The organism is Tsuneonella sp. HG222 (assembly GCF_053819185.1).
The window spans coordinates 1,569,787-1,587,031 of record NZ_JBSOQZ010000001.1 but is presented as its reverse complement, the minus strand read 5'-3'; the positions used below and the strand labels follow the sequence as shown (position 1 = coordinate 1,587,031).

Annotated in this window: 16 protein-coding genes and 2 tRNA genes; 5 read left to right on the top strand and 13 right to left on the bottom strand. The window is 65.2% G+C overall.

Going from position 1 to position 17,245, the window contains the following annotated elements; genetic code table 11:
* Positions 1-42 precede the first annotated feature (42 nt).
* Entirely contained in the window at positions 43-1,383 is a 1,341-nt protein-coding gene (locus ACWPMZ_RS07950) for an MFS transporter (protein ID WP_455703468.1), read from the top strand.
* A 24-nt stretch (positions 1,384-1,407) separates the two neighbouring features.
* The gene (locus tag ACWPMZ_RS07945; protein WP_455703467.1) at positions 1,408-2,760 is read left to right on the top strand and encodes an MFS transporter; all 1,353 of its coding nucleotides are present in this window, start codon (positions 1,408-1,410) and stop codon (positions 2,758-2,760) included.
* Here the strand turns inward: ACWPMZ_RS07945 and phoB are convergent.
* The 9 genes from phoB to recJ form a co-directional block, all read right to left on the bottom strand.
* Positions 2,757-3,446, bottom strand: a complete 690-nt coding sequence (gene phoB, locus ACWPMZ_RS07940; protein WP_455703466.1) for a phosphate regulon transcriptional regulator PhoB — start codon at positions 3,444-3,446, stop codon at positions 2,757-2,759. The genes ACWPMZ_RS07945 and phoB overlap by 4 nt on opposite strands.
* Before the next feature lie 56 nt (positions 3,447-3,502).
* Positions 3,503-4,183: a phosphate signaling complex protein PhoU gene (gene phoU, locus ACWPMZ_RS07935; protein ID WP_455703465.1), complete on the bottom strand. Its 681-nt coding sequence runs from the start codon at positions 4,181-4,183 to the stop codon at positions 3,503-3,505.
* The gene (pstB, locus tag ACWPMZ_RS07930) at positions 4,183-4,962 is read right to left on the bottom strand and encodes a phosphate ABC transporter ATP-binding protein PstB (RefSeq protein WP_455703464.1); all 780 of its coding nucleotides are present in this window, start codon (positions 4,960-4,962) and stop codon (positions 4,183-4,185) included. Before pstB ends, phoU begins: the two co-directional genes overlap by 1 nt.
* Positions 4,959-6,209, bottom strand: coding sequence for a phosphate ABC transporter permease PstA (gene pstA, locus ACWPMZ_RS07925; RefSeq protein ID WP_455703463.1), 1,251 nt, complete (start codon positions 6,207-6,209; stop codon positions 4,959-4,961). The genes pstB and pstA overlap by 4 nt, the downstream gene beginning before the upstream one ends.
* Positions 6,202-7,581 carry a phosphate ABC transporter permease subunit PstC gene (pstC, locus tag ACWPMZ_RS07920; protein ID WP_455703462.1) on the bottom strand — a complete coding sequence of 460 codons (1,380 nt, stop codon included), beginning with the start codon at positions 7,579-7,581 and terminating at the stop codon, positions 6,202-6,204. The genes pstA and pstC overlap by 8 nt, the downstream gene beginning before the upstream one ends.
* 67 nt (positions 7,582-7,648) lie before the next feature.
* A complete protein-coding gene (locus ACWPMZ_RS07915; protein WP_455703461.1) occupies positions 7,649-8,848 on the bottom strand; it encodes a sensor histidine kinase in 1,200 nt (399 codons plus the stop codon).
* Positions 8,849-8,937: 89 nt separating this feature from the next.
* Positions 8,938-9,012, bottom strand: a tRNA-Glu gene (locus ACWPMZ_RS07910).
* 25 nt (positions 9,013-9,037) lie between these two features.
* Positions 9,038-9,112 (bottom strand) — tRNA-Glu (locus ACWPMZ_RS07905).
* A gap of 69 nt (positions 9,113-9,181) precedes the next feature.
* Entirely contained in the window at positions 9,182-10,963 is a 1,782-nt protein-coding gene (gene recJ / locus ACWPMZ_RS07900; RefSeq protein ID WP_455704182.1) for a single-stranded-DNA-specific exonuclease RecJ, read from the bottom strand.
* 164 nt (positions 10,964-11,127) lie between these two features.
* Between recJ and ACWPMZ_RS07895 the strand changes: the two genes are divergently transcribed.
* The 3 genes from ACWPMZ_RS07895 to ACWPMZ_RS07885 are packed head-to-tail and all read left to right on the top strand — an operon-like array spanning position 11,128 to position 13,006.
* The gene (locus tag ACWPMZ_RS07895) at positions 11,128-11,901 is read left to right on the top strand and encodes a hypothetical protein (RefSeq protein WP_455703460.1); all 774 of its coding nucleotides are present in this window, start codon (positions 11,128-11,130) and stop codon (positions 11,899-11,901) included.
* Positions 11,902-11,921: 20 nt separating this feature from the next.
* Positions 11,922-12,455, top strand: coding sequence for an AHH domain-containing protein (locus tag ACWPMZ_RS07890; RefSeq protein WP_455703459.1), 534 nt, complete (start codon positions 11,922-11,924; stop codon positions 12,453-12,455).
* Entirely contained in the window at positions 12,452-13,006 is a 555-nt protein-coding gene (locus tag ACWPMZ_RS07885) for an MOSC domain-containing protein (protein WP_455703458.1), read from the top strand. Before ACWPMZ_RS07890 ends, ACWPMZ_RS07885 begins: the two co-directional genes overlap by 4 nt.
* A 35-nt stretch (positions 13,007-13,041) precedes the next feature.
* On the opposite strand, the gene leuA is transcribed toward ACWPMZ_RS07885, so the two are convergent.
* The 4 genes from leuA to ilvC all read right to left on the bottom strand — a co-directional run bounded on the left by leuA (position 13,042) and on the right by ilvC (position 17,219).
* A complete protein-coding gene (gene leuA, locus ACWPMZ_RS07880; RefSeq protein ID WP_455703457.1) occupies positions 13,042-14,730 on the bottom strand; it encodes a 2-isopropylmalate synthase in 1,689 nt (562 codons plus the stop codon).
* A gap of 246 nt (positions 14,731-14,976) precedes the next feature.
* On the bottom strand, positions 14,977-15,624 hold the full coding sequence (locus ACWPMZ_RS07875; RefSeq protein WP_455703456.1) for a YceI family protein: 648 nt from the start codon (positions 15,622-15,624) through the stop codon (positions 14,977-14,979).
* 114 nt (positions 15,625-15,738) lie between these two features.
* Entirely contained in the window at positions 15,739-16,137 is a 399-nt protein-coding gene (locus tag ACWPMZ_RS07870) for an I78 family peptidase inhibitor (RefSeq protein WP_455703455.1), read from the bottom strand.
* A 62-nt stretch (positions 16,138-16,199) separates the two neighbouring features.
* Positions 16,200-17,219, bottom strand: coding sequence for a ketol-acid reductoisomerase (gene ilvC / locus ACWPMZ_RS07865; protein ID WP_455703454.1), 1,020 nt, complete (start codon positions 17,217-17,219; stop codon positions 16,200-16,202).
* Between the last annotated feature and the right edge of the window lie 26 nt (positions 17,220-17,245).

Below are 17,245 nucleotides of genomic sequence, written 5' to 3'. Positions count from 1 at the left end.
AACCGGCCTGCCGAGCAGGGCAGACCGATGTGGGGGCACGCAATGACCGTTTCGGCCACGTTTCTGCCCTCGCTCGAGCGTAGCAAGCCGCTTCGCTTCTTTACCGTCTTCCTGTTCTACATCACCCAGGGCTTCCCGCTCGGGCTGTTCTTCTATGCCATCCCCGCCTGGATGGCGTCGAACGGCGCGTCCACCGCCGAAGTCGCGTTGGTCGTGGGGCTGAGCAATCTTCCGTGGACGCTGAAGCTGATCAACGGCTTCCTGATGGACCGCTACACCTACCTGCCGATGGGCCGACGGCGGGTCTGGCTGCTCGGCGCGCAGGGAGCGCTCGTGCTGGCGCTCGTGGCCGGGGCCATGTTCTCTCCTGGCGCCCGCGACGTGTTCCTCATTTCCGCGCTGGGCTTCACGATCAATGCGGCCGTGACGTTCCAGGATGTGGCCATCGATGGCATCGTCGTCGACATCCTGAGCGACGACGAGCGCGCCCGCGCGGGCGGCATCATGTTCGGAGCCCAGGGGCTGGGGCGCGCCGCGGGGATCGCGATGAGCGGGTGGCTGATCGCTTGGAGCGGCATCTCGGCCGCCTATTTCGGCATGGCCGCGGTGCTGGTGATCGCTTTTGTCTATGGTCTCTGCATTCGCGAACGTGACGGCGAACGCGCCTTGCCTTGGACCAAGGGTGAGGCGCACCCCCGCAATCTCGGCATTCAGGTCGTCGCCTGGTGGCCGCTGCTGAAGTCCAGCTTCAGGGCGCTGTTCGTTCTTTCGAGCCTGCTGTTCATGCCCATCCTGCTGATGCGGTCCATCCCGACCGGCGGTTTCGAAGCTTACTGGCCGATAATGGCGACCGATCTGGGCGAATGGACGACGACGGATTATACCAACACGATCGCCACGATGGAGCTGGCGATCGCTGTGTTCGGGCTGCTGATCGGGGGCTGGGCTGTGGACCGGATCGGTCCGCGCAGGGCGCTGATCGGCATCCTCGTGCTCTACGCGGCAGGATGCGTCGGGATGACGGTTCTGCGCCCCTACTGGGGGGCGGATTGGCAGCTGCTGCTCATGATCTGGTATTTCAACGTCTGCTCGATCCTGTTCGCGATCTCGATGATACCTTTGGCCATGAGCTTGTGCCGCCCGGAAGTGGCGGCCACGCAATTCACGCTCTACATGGCGATCGGCAATTTCGGAGCGCCGCTTGGCGCAGCCCTGGTCGCCGCGACGGCGGGGAATGGGAACGCGGTCCTATGGTTCTGGATTCTCGCGGCCATTCTCGGTTCAGGGTTGGTCCTGATGCTTATCAATCGCTTTCCGCAAGGGACCAGGCAGGTGGCCGAGAAGCTTCCGCAGGGTTCCGGCATCGCGCCGATACAAGACTAGTCTTCCCTCAGGAGGTTCACGATCATGGCGACACCGCTTCCGGCCACGCAGACCGGCCTGTTCCGCCCCCTGACGGAAAACCCTTTCCTGCGCCTTGCCACCGTCTTCATCTTTTACATCTTCGAAGGGGTGCCCATGGGCATCTTCTACGTCGCCTTGCCGGCCTTCATGGCCAGCAGCGGCGCTGGCACGACGGAGATTGCCGCCGTGGTCGCCGCCTTCGGGCTTCCGTGGTCGCTCAAGCTGGTCAACGGCTTCTTCATGGACCGCTACACCTATCTGCCGATGGGCAGGCGCAGGATCTGGATCATCGGCGCCCAGTCGATCATGGCGCTAGCGCTGCTAGCCGCGGCGGTGATCAACCCGCTGCCGACGGAGACTGCGATCCTGTCGGCCATCGCCTTCGTGGTCAGCGCGGCGACCACTTTCCAGGATGTCTCCATCGACAGCCTGGTGGTCGATTTCATGAACGAGGAGGAGCAGGCCAAGGCGGGCGGTATCATGTTCGGCGCGCAGACGCTGGGCATCGCGGGCGCAACAGCGGCGGGTGGCTACCTGTTCCAGCATTACGGCTCGCAGGCGACGTTTTTTGCAGCCGCGATTTTCCTGCTGATCGGTGTCCTGTTCGCTTTGCTGCTGCGCGAGCGGCCGGGAGAGCGTCGGTTGCCATGGACCGCAGGCCAGGCGCATCCACGCAACCTCGACATCAGGATCGACGCGTGGTGGCCGCTGCTCAAGACGAGCTTCGCGGCGATGATCGCGCCCGCGAGCCTGATCATCATCCCCTTTCTGCTCATGCGCAGCGTACCGGCGGCGATCTATGACGTGTTCAATCCGGTGCTAGCCACGAAGTACGTGGGCTTCACGACGAGCCAGTACACCAACATCTCGTCGCTTAGCGCGCTCGTATCGGGGATCGTGGGGCTGGTCTTCGGCGGGTGGCTGACGGCCAAGCTGGGCAAGAGACAGGTGCTGGGCATCATGTTTTCGCTGATGGCCATACTACTGCTGGGGGCAGGGGCCCTGCCGCAGTTCTGGTCCGACCCGGCGATGCTCTATGCCCTCGTATGGGGCATCGACATGTTCGGGATCTTCATCGCCATCGCGATGATCCCGCTGGCCATGCAGGTGTGTTCGCCCGCGGTCGCTGCCACGCAGTTCACGATCTACATGGCGCTGGGCAACTTCGGGCGACCCATCGGCGCGGCCATTGTGGCGGCGACCAACACGGTCGATCCGCAACTGATGTTCTACACGATCGGAGGCATCATGGTCGCCGCGGCACTCAGCACGTTCCTGCTAAAGCGCGGCGAGGTCCGCCCGGACGTTGCGGCTGCCACCCATCACGGAGTGGGGGCCGGGCCGGCCGAGAACTAGACCGGCTCGAACGCGTATCCGGCCGAACGGACGGTCCTGATCGGGTCCTGGCTGCCCTGGATTTCGATGGCCTTGCGCAGTCGGCGGATGTGGACGTCCACCGTGCGCTCCTCGATCTCGCTGCCGGTGCCCCACACCGCGTCGAGCAGTTGCGCGCGGGAGAACACTCGGCGCGGATGCTGCATGAAGTGGGCCAGTAGCCGATATTCGGTGGGCCCCAACTTGAGCGGATCGCCCGAGCGCGTGACCCGGTGGGCCACAGGGTCCAGGCGCAGATCGCCCGCTTCGATCTCCTCGCCGGCCAAAGCCGGGCGGACGCGGCGCAGCACGGCGTTGACGCGCGCGATCAGTTCGCGCGGCGAGAACGGCTTGGTCATGTAATCGTCGGCCCCGGTTTCGAGGCCCCGGATGCGGTCGTCCTCGGCTTCCCGGGCGGTCAGCATGATGATCGGCACGGAGGCGGTGGGCTTGTTTCGGCGTAGACGGCGGCAGACCTCGATCCCGCTGGTGCCTTCGATCATCCAGTCCAGCACGACGAGATCGGGCGCGTCTTCCTCGGCCATGACCAGGGCTTCGTCGCCATCGGGCGTCGTGCGGACCGCGAAACCTTCCTTCTCGAAGCGATATTCCAGCAGCTCGGCAAGCGAGCTGTCATCCTCGACCAGAAGGAGTTTCGCGCGGGACATGGACGCCTAAGACAGCAGGATTGTGACAGGCGCGTGACGATGACCGCGCCGGCGCATCAGGTATCGTCCTCACGCTCGTCGGGCGGGTACTGGCCAGTCGCGGCATAATGGACCATTTCGGCCACGTTGGTCGCATGATCGCCGATCCGCTCGATGTTGCGGGCGACGAACAGGAGCTGCGCCGCGCTGCTGATCGTCGCGGGATTTTCGACCATGTAGCTCACGAGATTGCGGAAGATGCTATCGTAAAAAGCGTCGACCTTGTCGTCGCGCGCGATGACCTCGCGGGCCATGATCGGGTCGCGCGCCGCGAATGCGGTGAGCACGTCGTGGACCATCTCCGCGGCCAGGTCGCCCATGGCAGGAATGAGGGTGAGGGGCTCGAACCTGCTGCGGCCCTCGATCTTCTTCACCCGCTTCGCGATGTTCTTCGCGTAGTCGCCGATCCGTTCGACAACACCGGCGATCTTCAGTGCTGCGATGATCTCCCGCAGGTCGTCGGCCATGGGAGCGCGCAGGGCAATGACCCGGACGGCGAGCTCGTCGACCTGGCTCTCGAGACGGTCGAGCTTGGCGTCGTCAGCCACGACCTGTGCCGCCAACTGCTCGTCGCCCGTAGTCAGGGCCTTCATCGCTTCCTGGATCGCCAATTCGGCGAGACCTCCCATTTCTGCGATCAGGCCGCGCAGCCGGGTTATGTCCTCGTCGAATGCCTTGACTGTGTGTTCCATGACCATCAGCCGTACCTGCCCGTGATGTAATCCTTGGTGCGGGTTTCCCTCGGATTGGTAAAGATTTGCGACGTTTCGCCGTACTCGACCATCTTGCCCAGGTGGAAGAAGGCAGTGCGCTGCGACACGCGCGCCGCCTGCTGCATCGAGTGCGTGACGATGACGATCGCGTAACCACCGCGCAATTCGTCGATCAGTTCCTCGATCCGCGCGGTGGCAATGGGGTCGAGCGCCGAACATGGCTCGTCCATCAAGATGACTTCGGGATCGACCGCGATGGCGCGCGCGATGCACAGTCGCTGCTGCTGGCCGCCAGAAAGTGCGGTGCCCGAATCGGCAAGGCGATCCTTGACCTCGTCCCACAGGCCGGCGCGGCGCAGCGAGCGCTCCACGATGGCGTCCATTTCCGGCTTCCCTTCGGCCAGACCGTGGATGCGGGGACCGTAGGCAATGTTCTCGTAGATTGTCTTCGGAAAGGGATTGGGCTTCTGAAAGACCATTCCCACGCGGGCGCGCAGCTGCACCACGTCCATCCCGGAGCTGTATATGTCCTCTCCGTCGAGCTCGATCGTGCCGTTTACGCGGGCCGACGGGATGGTGTCGTTCATCCGGTTGAGCGTGCGCAGGAACGTCGACTTCCCGCATCCGCTCGGGCCGATGAACGCGGTCACGTATTCGGCGGGAATGTCGATCGACACGGAATCGATCGCCTGCTTGTCGCCGTAAAAGACGTCGACGTCGCGGGCGCGAATGCGCGGAGTGTCAGTGTTGAGTTCTTCCGTCACCATTTCTTCTCGAAGCGGTTGCGCAGGTAAATGGCAAGGCCGTTCATCACGAGGAGGAACAACAGCAGGACGATGATCGCGGCACTGGTGCGCTCCACGAAGCCGCGGTCGATCTCGTCCGACCAGAGAAAAATCTGCACCGGCAGCACGGTGGCCGGATCGGTGAAGCCACCAGGCGGCGTCGCCACGAAGGCCCGCATGCCGATCATCAGAAGCGGCGCGGTCTCGCCCAGCGCCCGGGCCATGCCGATGATCGTGCCGGTCAGGATGCCGGGCAGGGCGAGGGGGAGGACGTGATGGAACACGACCTGCACCGGGCTTGCCCCGATCGCGAGCGCCCCGTCGCGAATGCTCGGCGGCACAGCCTTGATCGCGTTCCGTCCGGCGATGACGATGACCGGCATCGTCATCAGCGCCAGCGTAAGGCCGCCGATGAGCGGCGCCGAGCGCATGTTGGGGAAGATCGTCAGGAACACAGCAAGACCCAGCAATCCGAAAATGATCGAAGGCACCGCGGCAAGGTTATTGATCGATACTTCGATCAGGTCGGTCCACCGGTTCTTGGGGGCGTATTCCTCGAGATAGAGCGCCGACAGAACACCGATTGGAAAGGCGAGCAGCAGCGTCACGATCATGGTGAGCGCGGAACCCTTGAGAGCACCCCAGATGCCGACCTGCTGAGGATCCGTCGCGTCGGAGCGGCCGAGGAAGCCCGGATCGAAATGACTGTCCAGCTTGCCTTCGGCTTCGAGCCGCCGGGCGAGGGGTTGCAGCTCGCTCTGCCCGTCGCCCCGCAGAGCCGATGCCAGGTTGTCGCTGGCGGGGAGCCACAGCGTCACTTCCTGTCTCACCAGACTGGGATCGGCAATGATCTTGGAGGCCGCATCCCGCCACGCGTCGGGCCCGATCTCGGCCGCGCCTTCGGGGCCGAGCGCCTTCTCGCCATAGAATTCGATGACCGCGGGCAGCCCCTGCGATTGCAAAGCCCGGACGATCTCGTTCTCGTCCTCGATGGAGGAGTCCACGGTCAGCGCAGCTTCGCGAAAATCGATCGGCACCTGCAGTTCGGCGCGCTGGAACCCGCCGATTCCGTTGATCGTCATCGAGATCAGCAGGAAGGCCAGAACGGCGATCGAGAATGCGATCGCGCCCAGACCGATAGCCTTGAAACGGCGTTCGGCGGCGTAGCGCTTTTTCAGGCGCGCCTGGAATCCCGCCGAGCGGGTGGGGTTGACGACCTTACTCATAGGCTTCGCGGAACCTCTTCACCACGCGCAGCGCGAAAACGTTCAGGCCGAGCGTGATCAGGAACAGGACGAAACCCAGGGCAAAGGCGCTGAGCGTTGCCGGGTGATCGAAACTGCCCTCACCGGTGAGCATGGCGACGATCTGGAATGTTACCGTCGTCATCGCTTCGAGCGGATTGGCGGTCAAGTTGGCAGAGGCGCCGGCGGCCATGACGACGATCATCGTTTCGCCGATCGCGCGGCTGATGGCGAGCATTACGCCTGCCACGATGCCGGGGAGCGCGGCAGGCACCAGCACGCGGCGGATCGTCTCGTTGGTCGTCGCCCCCATCGCCAGGCTGCCGTCGCGCATCGCCTGGGGAACGGCGGCAATGGAATCGTCTGCCATCGACGAGACGAAGGGAATGATCATCACGCCCATGACCAGGCCCGCGGCAAGGGCGCTTTCGCTGGACGCATTCGCAATGCCGAGCCCCTGCGCGATGTCCCTGATGAACGGCGCGACGGTCAGCGCGGCGAAATAGCCGTAGACCACGGTCGGAACGCCGGCGAGAATCTCCAGCGCGGGCTTGAGCCACTTGCGCCACGCCGGATCGGCGTATTGCGTCAGGTAGATCGCGCTCATGAGGCCCAGCGGGATGGCGACGATCATGGCGATGATCGCACCGATGTAGATCGTCCCCCAGAAGAGCGGCAGGGCGCCGTACCGGCTGCCGTCGGCGGACGTGCTCATCGGGTCCGGACCCCAGTGGGTCCCGAAAAGGAAATCGATCGGCGAGATCATCCCGAAAAAGCGAAACGTCTCGAACACCAGGCTGCCGAAGATGCCGAGGGTGGTGAGGATCGCTACCAGCGAGGCAAGCAACAGGCCCGCCATGACGATCCGTTCCACCTTGGTGCGAGCCGCGAAATCGGGCTTCACGCGAAGGAATGCGAGGCCGCCTGCGAGCAAACCCAGCGCCAGCGTGCTTGCTATGCCGATCAGCCGATAGGTGCCGATCGCGCTGCGAAAAGGCTCGACCAGAGGCGCGGCGGCCTGGTTGAAAACTGCGGGAGCGGCGCCCGTTGCGACGGCGCGGGCTTCCGCCAGCATCGTCTCGCGCACCATGCCGAACGGCGGCAAGGCATTGGCAGCGGGGTCGGCCAGGACGGTCTGGAGCACGAGCGCGGGGGCGGCAACACCCCAGACGATGGCGAACAGGACGACCGGAATGCCGATCCACAGCGCGACATACCAGGCGTGATAGGTGGGCAGGGCGGCAAGCCGCGTGCCGGGGGAGGCCTTGCGGAAGGTCCACGCGCGAGCGCGCGCCATCAGCCAGCCGGCAAGCGCAAGTCCGACAGCAAGTAGAAGCAGCGTACCGCTCGTCACTCAATCGACTTTCTGGAGGTCGCGGGTGACCATTGAGGAGAGCCGGTATGTGGCGATTGTTACAGTTTCATGACGGCTCGTCATCGCTTGCCCCTACCATCGGAATTCGCAGCGTCACAGTCGTGCCTTCGCCCTTCCGGCTCGCAATGTCGAGGCGGCCGCGGTGGCGTTCCACGATATGCTTCACGATTGCGAGGCCCAGCCCCGTGCCACCAGCGGCCCGGCTCCGCCCGGGATCCGTGCGGTAGAAGCGCCTGGTCAAATGAGGGAGATGCTCGGGATCGATCCCTTCGCCCCGGTCCCGCACCTGGACGATGGCCATATGGCGCTCATCCTTCTCGAGCGTGACCTCGACCTCTCCGCCCGGCTCGCCGTACTTCAGGGCATTGTCCACCAGGTTTCGGACGACCTGTTCAATCTGCTCCGGGTCGCCGCGGACGACGACCGCGCTTTCGGGCCGGGTGATGCGCAGCTGCCCGATTCGCTCCGGGCCGGCGCCGTCACGCGCTGCTCGCTCGACCAGAGCGGCGAGGTCGACCTTCTCGCGAGGCTGGTCGTGCTTTTCCGCCTCGACGCGCGAAAGCGACATCAGGTCGCTGACGAGGTTTTGCAGCCGCTTCGCTTCGCGCAGTACAGTGCCGAGGAACCGCGCCGTGGTCTCCTTGTCGGCCTTGTCGCCTTCCTCAACGAGCGTCTCGACATAGCCGATGATGGAAGACAGCGGCGTGCGCAGTTCGTGGCTCGCGTTGGCGACGAAATCCGTGTGCGCGCGGCTGATGTCGGCCTCCGCCGTACGGTTGATCAGTTCGACGAGCCAGTAGCGGCCATCGATGGGCTGCCGGCCCATCTGCCACGAACTTCGCGGCCCGGTTAGGCCCTGGATCGTCACATTGCCCCCCTGCCGGCGGCCGAGAAGGTCGACCGCGGCGGGATGGCGAAACGCCACGCGCGCATCCTGACCGACGATATGGCGCCCGAGCGCTTCGCGGGCCGCGCTGTTCGCCAGAACGATCCGCTCGTCGTCGAGCAGGAGAAGCGGCATGCCCGAATGCTCGATCAGTTCGTGCATCCCGTCCTGCGTCACGCGCATACCTTCGGTCTGGACCACGGGAGCGGGTGGGGGCTGCATGAACAGGAAGCTGGATCCGACCCAGATCGCGGTCACGGCCAGTGCGATCCACGGATCGACGCGGGCAAAAAGCATGAACGCGCCGGCCGCGAGGGCCAGCCCTATCGCGGGCCAGGGAATCGTGCGGCCTTCGGTCATCGCGCGGCAGCGTTAGGGGGGTGCGGGGCCTCACGCCAGCCCGCTTGTCATGCGATTGTCATGGAACAGCGGGCAATGCGCACCCGCGATGGTGACCCCTACGGGAATCGAACCCGTGTTTCAGCCGTGAGAGGGCCGCGTCCTAACCGCTAGACGAAGGGGCCATGCCTGAGCATCGCACGCAATCGATGGTGACCCCAACGGGAATCGAACCCGTGTTTCAGCCGTGAAAGGGCCGCGTCCTAACCGCTAGACGATGGGGCCGCATCGATTGCGTGGCGGCGCACTTAGGGGTGTGGGCGCAGGCGGTCAAGCCCGGCGCGAGCCTCGGCCTCAATCGGCCCAGGCGGCATCTTCCAGCAACAGTTCGGCTTGAGGGTGCGATCCCCAGTCGTCGATCTTCGCCCGCCCGGCCAGCCACAGGCGCCGCCCGGTCGATCCGTGAAGCAGGGACTGGCCCATGGCGCTTTCCGCGGCGCGGAAGGCTATGGCCTTGAACGACCGCCCGTCGAGCCCCGATGCTATAAGCCGGACATGGTCGCTGCCGACGATTTCCGCCCGCACCAGGCGGACCGGGCCCACGGCGATCCGCGGGGCTGGCCATCCCACACCGAAGGGGCCCGCAGCGTCCAGCGCCTCGACCAGATCGGGCACCAGGCCACCGGGTGCGATCGACAAGTCGAGCGTCATCGCCTGGTCGCCGGAGGCGCGGGCGACGGCCGGCGCGAGCTGCGTGTCCAGCCAGTCGGCCAGTTCCGCCAGCCGATTTTCGTCCACGGTCAGGCCGGCCGCCATGGCATGGCCGCCTCCGGCCACGAGCAGGCCCCTGTCCTTCGCGGTTATGATCGCCGATCCCAGATCGACCCCGGAAATGGATCTGCCCGATCCCTTGCCCTGTCCGGTTTCGGGGTCGACCGCGATGACCAGAACGGGACGGCCGGTCTTCTCCTTGATCCGCCCGGCGACGATTCCGATCACCCCGGGGTGCCAGCCCTTGCCATGCACGGTGACGACCGAGCGGTTGTGCTGCCGCGCCAGCTGCTCCTCGGCCTCCGCCTGAACGATCGCCTCAATAGTTCTGCGGTCCTCGTTCAGGGCAGACAACTGCTGCGCGATCTCGCGCGCCTCGTCCGGATCTTCGGTGGTCAGCAGGCGAACGCCGAGGGTCGATTCGCCCACCCGGCCGCCGGCATTGATACGCGGCCCCAGGGCGAAGCCGCAGTCGCTGCAGCTGGGCGGGCGGGTCAGTCGGCTTGCGTCGATCAGGGCGGACATGCCCACGTTCCGGCGGTGCGCCATCACCTTCAGGCCCTGCGCGACGAAGGCACGGTTCAACCCGCGAATCGCCGCTACGTCGGCCACCGTTCCGAGTGCGACCAGATCGAGCAGGGCGAAGAGGTCGGGTTCGTCCCGATCGGCGAAAAAACCGCGTTCGCGCAGTGTCCTCACCACCGCGACAGCGAGCAGAAAGGCCACGCCCACGGCGGCGAGATGGCCGTGCGCGGCGGCCTCGTCGCTTTCGTCCAGCCGGTTGGGATTGACCAGTGCGGCAGCCACGGGAAGCTCGGCGGCACACTTGTGGTGGTCGACCACGATCACGTCCACGCCGGCCTCGCGAGCCGCTGCCAGCGCTTCGAACGCCATCGCGCCGCAATCGACGGTGACGATCAGGCTCGAGCCCTGCACGCCAAGGCGCACCAGCGCCTCGCCGCTCGGGCCGTATCCCTCGAGCAGCCGATCGGGAATGTAGTAGTCCGCATCATGCCCCAGCGCGCGGAAAAGGCGGATGAGCAGGGCCGAGCTGGTCGCGCCATCGACGTCGTAGTCGCCGAAGACGGTGGTCCGCTCTCCCGCCAGGATGGCCTGGGCCACCCGGTCCGCCGCCAGGTCCATGTCGCGGAAGATCGAGGGATCGGGAAGGAAACCGCGCAGGCTCGGGGACCGATGAAGCCCGAGATCCTCACGCGCCACTCCGCGTGACAGCAGAAGCTGGTCGACCAGACCGTCCAGCCGGTCGACGTCGAGCGCTTCGACAGCACCGTGCCCGCCGCGCCAACGCCAAGCCTTGCCCGAGAGGGAGCGTTCGACGCCGAGGACTGCCGGGCGAGTAATCATCGCACGCGAGTATCGCACGCGCCCGCCGCGCGAAAGGGCCGTATCCACGCCTGTCGATTGCCACTGGTTGAAAAAGTACATCCAGAACGGAGCAAATGAAGCTTCGCGAGACTCGACGTTACGAAATATTCGCGTCAGAGATTGCATCTCGGGGAACAAGGGTTTTGACGATTTCGTCCACGGCGGATCAAGTTGGGGAAATTTCTTCCGCTGTATCGCTTCTCTTCCGCGAGGGGACGCGCCCGAATGTCGCCGCAGTTCGCAGCCTGGCGGACGCCGGGCGCGAATTTTCCGTCAGTTTCGAACCCGATGGTGACGCCGACGCGCCCGGCGCGGGGCAGGGCTGGATCGAACTTCTCGCCAGTGGGCTGACCTTCGACCTGGCGGGGCTTCAGCCGGCAAGTTCATGCCCCGTGCCGCCGCGGCTGCAGTCGCTGGGGATCGAGGGCAGGGCAGACACTCCGCTCGAGGTCATCACTCTTCGGCTCGGCCCCCACTTGTCCGGGGGTAAGGAGATGCTTCCGGTCCTGCAGGCGTTGGCGAGGCTCGGCGCAGCGCTGTCCGAACTGGACGGCGCCGTGGGCGTCTGTTGGCATCCCGCATCGAGCTGGAGCGCGCCCAAGATCTATTGCGGGGGTGTCGCGGATTGGGTCGCCGGGGGGGTGTTCCCCGGATTGATCCTGACATCGCTCGTGGGCTCGCCCGATGGCGGCTTGCAAACGGTGGGTATGTCGACCTTCACCGGGCAGGAACTGCGGATCGAACCCGACGTGGCCGCCGACAGGACGCAGGCCGCCAAACTGGCGGTTCGACTGATCGACTACCTGGTCATCCAGGGCCGGATCACGAAGGCGGACCGAATTCTTGGGCCGGACAGCAAGCCGCTTCGCCTCGAACCGTCTGCGAACGGGCTTTTCGTGCGCATCTGGCACGGCTGATTGCAGCGGTAGACCCGGCCATGCGGACCTTTCCCAAGGTAAACCGGAGGCGGCTGCCGTTTCGCTCTGCAAATCGCAGGGGAGCAGGCGATTATCAGAAGGACATGCAACGGCATCATATCCTGCCGTTGCAACTGCTTTCGAGGCGCTGCTTTACCCGCCTGCTCGACGCTGTCGGGCGCGAACGGATCGATTTCGACGATTTTCGTCTGAACGGACTGCTGCTTCCCGCGGCGGAGCAGGCCGCGGTTAAACTGGCCTTGCCCCTGCATCGCGGCCCGCACGGAATGTACAATCAGCTCGTCGCCGAACGGGTCGGCCAGATCGAAAGCGATTGGTCGAGAGCACGTCTCAAGACATCCGAGGAAGCGCTTGAAATAGCGCACATGCGCCTCGCCCTGCTGCAACGCGCATTGCGGCGTCGCCTGCTGTCGGACGTGCGCCGCGTGGTCCTCAATCGCCATGATCCGCTGGGCAAGGGCCGCGACTTTTCCCATCTCGACGCGCTGGTCGATCAATTATGGTCGGCAACCGAAGGCGAGACTTTGCTATGAGCGAGGCACCAGGCTCGATCGTTTCCGTGGCGCGTGACGGAGAGCACCGTTTCGGCAAGCAACCGCAGGCCACGATCACCCTGCTGGAAGGTCTCGGCGTCGAAGGCGATGCCCATGCGGGAACCACGGTCCAGCATCTTTCCCGGCTCGCGCGCACGCCGGACGCGCTCAACCTGCGCCAGGTCCACCTGCTGCAGAAGGAATTGCTCGACGAACTGGCCGGGCTCGGCTTCGCAGTGAGCCCGGGCGCGCTGGGAGAGAATATCACGACGCAGGGTATCGATCTGCTTTCGTTGCCGCGCGGCACGCAGCTTCGCCTGGGCGCTTCGGCAATCGTCGAGGTGACCGGGCTACGCAATCCGTGCCGCCAGATCGATGCAAACATCGGCCGCGGGGCGATGGCAGCAACGCTCGCCACGGCAGGCGATGGATCGCTGATCCGCCGGGCAGGGGTCATGGCCGTGGTCGTCCGGGGCGGCGAAGTGCACCAGGGCGACCCGGTGGAGATCGCGCGGCTTCCCACGGTGGCGGTGCCTCTCCAACCGGTTTGACGCGCTTCGCTGCGGCGAAGCAACTGCGGCGGGAGTTACCCTAGCTGCCGTGCCGCCCAGCCGTTGGCCGCGCTGATGATGGCCCGGACGCTGGCCGCGGCGACGTCCTCGTCGATACCCACGCCCCAGACGATCTCGCCGGTCGGTGTCACGCACTCGAGATAGGTCGCGGCGCGCGCATCGGTGCCTGTCCCCAGCGCGTGTTCGACGTAATCGACCACGTCGAGGTCGAGGCCGAAGGTCTGACGCAGGGTGGTGAGAACCGACGAGATCAGGCCCTTGCCCCGGCCCGAGACCGATTGCGGCACGCCGTCGACTTCGATCGTTCCGGCAAACAGCCGCGTTCCATCGCTCGCTCGGGTCTCCTCGAAATCGACGAGCCGGAACCGGCGCTTGTCGACCTTGACGAAATAGGCCTCGCGGAAGCTCTGCCAGATATCCGCGGCGTTCAGCTCGCGGCCGAGTTCGTCGGCCATGCGCTGGACCTGTCGCGCGAAGTCGATCTGCAGCTTCTTGGGCAACTTGAGGCCCTGATCCTGTTCGAGCACCCAGGCGAATCCGCCCTTGCCCGATTGCGAGTTCACGCGGATTACCGCTTCGTAGTTGCGGCCCAGATCGGCCGGATCGATCGGCAGGTACGGGACACGCCAGAGCTGGTCGTTGCGCTGTTCCTGCGCGGCGAAGCCCTTCTTGATCGCATCCTGATGGCTGCCGGAAAAGGCGGTGAAGACCAGGTCGCCGCCATAGGGATGCCGTTCGTGCACGGGCAGCTGGTTGCAGTATTCGACCGTCTCGATGACCCGGTCGATGTCGGAGAAATCGAGACCGGGATCGATGCCCTGAGTGTACATGTTGAGCGCGATGGTCACCAGGCAGCAGTTGCCGGTCCGCTCGCCGTTGCCGAACAGGCACCCTTCGACCCGGTCGGCGCCAGCCATCAGCCCCAGCTCCGCAGCCGCGACGCCCGTGCCGCGATCGTTGTGCGTATGGAGCGAGATCACCGCGCTTTCGCGGTTGGGCAGGTTCCGGCAGAAGTATTCGATCTGATCGGCATAGATGTTGGGCGTGGCCGCCTCGACCGTTGCCGGCAGGTTGAGGATGATCGGCCGCTCGGGCGTCGGCCGAAGCACGTCCATCACCGCCTCGCAAACCGAGATCGAGAAATCGAGTTCGGCGGTCGAGAAGGTCTCGGGCGAGTACTGGAAGTGCCAGTCGGTGCCGGGCCGCTTCGCCGCCTCGTCACGCATGACCATCGCGCCCTTGCGGGCGACTTCGCGTACCTCTTCCGGGGTCATGCGGAAGACGATCTCGCGCCACGCCGGGCTGACGGCGTTGTAGAGGTGAACGATGGCCTGGCTGGCGCCTTCGAGGCTGGCAAAACTCGTGCGGATCAGGTCTTCGCGGCTTTGCGTGAGGACTTGGACCGTCACATCGTCGGGTATCCGTCCGGACCGGACGAGACCGGAAATGAAGTCGAACTCGGTCTGGCCCGCACTCGGAAACCCGACTTCGATTTCCTTCAGGCCGACTTCGACCAGCAGATCGAAGAAGCGATTCTTCTTCACCGCATCCATCGGGTCCACGATCGCCTGGTTGCCGTCGCGCAGGTCGGTCGAAAGCCAGCGTGGAGGCGAGGTGATCGTGCGCGAGGGCCACTGCCGGTCGGGCAGCGGGACGGGGGGAAACGGGCGGTATTTGGCCGCAGGGTCTTTGAGCATCGCCATCTGGCAAGCGCCTTATCGCATCGTGCCCGGATTGACGGGCAATTTCGACTTTCGGGGTGGGAAGAGCCCTTAGGCGGTATGCCGCGCCAATGGGCGCACGCAGAAAATCGCGCCTAAGGGCGCGTAAGTCGAAGCAGCGAAAGGAGTGCGCGGGCAGGCATCGGCGGCGAAACTGGGCAATTGTCCCCGACTAGGCAAGCAAAAACTGCGCCCCCGCCGCATGGGCGGGGGCGCCGAATGATGAGCTTACTGCTTTTCCCAGGCAGTCGAGATGTCGAGTTCGACTTCGTCCGACACCATCGGCACGGCAAAGCCGATGCCCCAGTCGGAACGCTTGAGCACCGCGCGGCCTTCGAACCCGATGGTCGCCTTGTTGCCCATCATCGAGTTGCCGGCGCCGGTGAATTCGGCGGCGATGGTGATCGGCTTGGTGACGCCGTTCATCGTCAGGTTGCCGGTGATGTTCGCGGTGGTGCCGCCGGTCGATTCGACCTTGGTCGAGACGAAGCGGGCCGCGGTCGGATTGGGGCCGAAGAAGTCCGGCTTGCCGCCCTCCTTGCCGGCGCGCGTCAGGTGATCCTTGAGACCGGCGCTGGCGACGACGACCGACGCGATCGGGATGTTCACATCGACCTTGGCGGCGCTGATGTTCTTCGGATCGATTTCCAGCATCCCGTCGACATCGCCGAAGATGCCGAAGTAGTCGTTGAAGCCGAAGTGGTTGACGCGCCAGCCGACCAGCGAGTGGCCCTTGTCGGAGTGGTACATGCCGGCAGCGACGCGGCCGACGTCCATTTGCCCCGGCAGCTGGGGCGGGCCGTTCTGGGCCTGGATGGTGGTGAAAGCGGCCAGCGCGGCAGCGCCGGCGAGCACAGTGGCAGTCAACTTACGCATTTGAAGGGCTCTCCCGGAGAAAATCAATCTGGATAGTGGCCTGCCTTTTTGACCTTGTCCACTGTGAACCGTCCTGCGTCCCGCCAGGGCCGGGGTGGCGCGGCCGCCGTGCGGTCATCCGCAGCGGAACAGCTTTATCCGCCCATCCGCGCCGAGTTCGACGTTGAGCCGTGCCACATTGAAATCCATCGTGATTGGATCGCCTTGGGTATAGTACCGAATGGGCCGGTCTCCCACGGCATCGGCAATTGCGGCTTTCGTCTCCGCGGTGGGCTGCGCGTTCACGAATTCGCCCACCTTTTCGGCTTCGCATTGCGAAGCATCGGCATCGGCGGGCTGAGGTGCCTGCTGCGCCTCGCCCACCGCTTGCTCGCTGACGACCGCTGGGTCGTCCGCAGAGGCCGTTTCGGTTGCGGTAGGGGAAGGGGAGGGGCTGTCGGCAGGCGTTTCGCCGGCCGTGCAGGCGGCGAGGACAAGTGAGACAAAGGCGATGGGAAGAACGGGGCGCGGCATGCGTCTCTCCTTTGCAGGAGCAACTCGCACCGCGCCCGCGGCGTTCCTTATCCGTCGGCCGGTCAGTTCTTCGCCTGATCGACCAGCTTGTTCTTGCCGATCCAGGGCATCATCGCCCGCAGGCGGCTGCCGACCTGCTCGATCGGATGCGCCTCGGCCGCCTTGCGGCTCGCCTTGAGTTCGGGCTGGCCCGCGCGGTTGTCGAGCACGAAGTTCTTCACGAACCGGCCGCTCTGGATGTCGGCCAGGACCCGCTTCATCTCGGCCTTGGTCTCGGCTGTGATGATCCGCGGGCCGGTGGTGATGTCGCCGTATTCGGCCGTGTTGCTGATCGAATAGCGCATGTTGGCGATGCCGCCTTCATAGAGCAGGTCGACGATCAGCTTGGTCTCGTGCAGGCACTCGAAATAGGCCATCTCGGGCGCGTAGCCGGCCTCGACCAGCGTTTCGAACCCCGCCTGGATCAGGTGCGTAATGCCGCCGCAGAGGACGGCCTGCTCGCCGAACAGATCGGTTTCGCATTCCTCGCGGAAGTTGGTCTCGATGATTCCCGAACGGCCGCCGCCCACGCCGCTGGCATAGGCCAGCGCCACGTCGTGCGCGTTACCGGTGGCATCCTGGTGAATTGCGATCAGGCAGGGGACGCCGCCGCCTTTCACGTACTCGCTGCGCACCGTGTGGCCCGGGCCCTTGGGCGCGATCATGATCACATCGATATCGGCCGGCGGCTCGATCAGCCCGAAGTGGACGTTGAGGCCGTGCGCGAAGGCGAGCGCGGCGCCCGGCTTCATGTTGCCCTTGAGATCGTTCTCCCAGATCGCCGCCTGGTGCTCGTCGGGGGCAAGGATCATCAGCACATCGGCCCAGGCGGCCGCCTCGCTGTTCGACATGACCTTGAAACCTGCGCCCTCGGCCTTTTTGGCGCTGGCCGATCCGGGTCGCAGTGCGATAGCGACTTCGCTTACGCCGCTGTCGCGCAGGTTCTGCGCATGGGCATGGCCCTGGCTGCCATAGCCGAGGATGGCGATCTTCTTGCCCGTGACCAGGTTCAGGTCGGCATCGGCGTCGTAATAAACCTTCATATACTTTCCCCGTGGGTTCCCGCGCG

Bases quoted from the DNA above. Each gene is read 5' to 3' on its own strand.
- ACWPMZ_RS07915 (WP_455703461.1), bottom strand. From the start codon at position 8,848: ATGACCGAAGGCCGCACGATTCCCTGGCCCGCGATAGGGCTGGCCCTC.
- ACWPMZ_RS07950 (WP_455703468.1), top strand. From the start codon at position 43: ATGACCGTTTCGGCCACGTTTCTGCCCTCGCTCGAGCGTAGCAAGCCG.
- ilvC (WP_455703454.1), bottom strand. From the start codon at position 17,219: ATGAAGGTTTATTACGACGCCGATGCCGACCTGAACCTGGTCACGGGC.
- pstA (WP_455703463.1), bottom strand. From the start codon at position 6,209: ATGAGTAAGGTCGTCAACCCCACCCGCTCGGCGGGATTCCAGGCGCGC.
- ACWPMZ_RS07890 (WP_455703459.1), top strand. From the start codon at position 11,922: ATGCGGACCTTTCCCAAGGTAAACCGGAGGCGGCTGCCGTTTCGCTCT.
- ACWPMZ_RS07875 (WP_455703456.1), bottom strand. From the start codon at position 15,624: ATGCGTAAGTTGACTGCCACTGTGCTCGCCGGCGCTGCCGCGCTGGCC.
- recJ (WP_455704182.1), bottom strand. From the start codon at position 10,963: ATGATTACTCGCCCGGCAGTCCTCGGCGTCGAACGCTCCCTCTCGGGC.
- ACWPMZ_RS07945 (WP_455703467.1), top strand. From the start codon at position 1,408: ATGGCGACACCGCTTCCGGCCACGCAGACCGGCCTGTTCCGCCCCCTG.
- phoU (WP_455703465.1), bottom strand. From the start codon at position 4,183: ATGGTCATGGAACACACAGTCAAGGCATTCGACGAGGACATAACCCGG.
- leuA (WP_455703457.1), bottom strand. From the start codon at position 14,730: ATGGCGATGCTCAAAGACCCTGCGGCCAAATACCGCCCGTTTCCCCCC.
- phoB (WP_455703466.1), bottom strand. From the start codon at position 3,446: ATGTCCCGCGCGAAACTCCTTCTGGTCGAGGATGACAGCTCGCTTGCC.
- ACWPMZ_RS07885 (WP_455703458.1), top strand. From the start codon at position 12,452: ATGAGCGAGGCACCAGGCTCGATCGTTTCCGTGGCGCGTGACGGAGAG.
- ACWPMZ_RS07870 (WP_455703455.1), bottom strand. From the start codon at position 16,137: ATGCCGCGCCCCGTTCTTCCCATCGCCTTTGTCTCACTTGTCCTCGCC.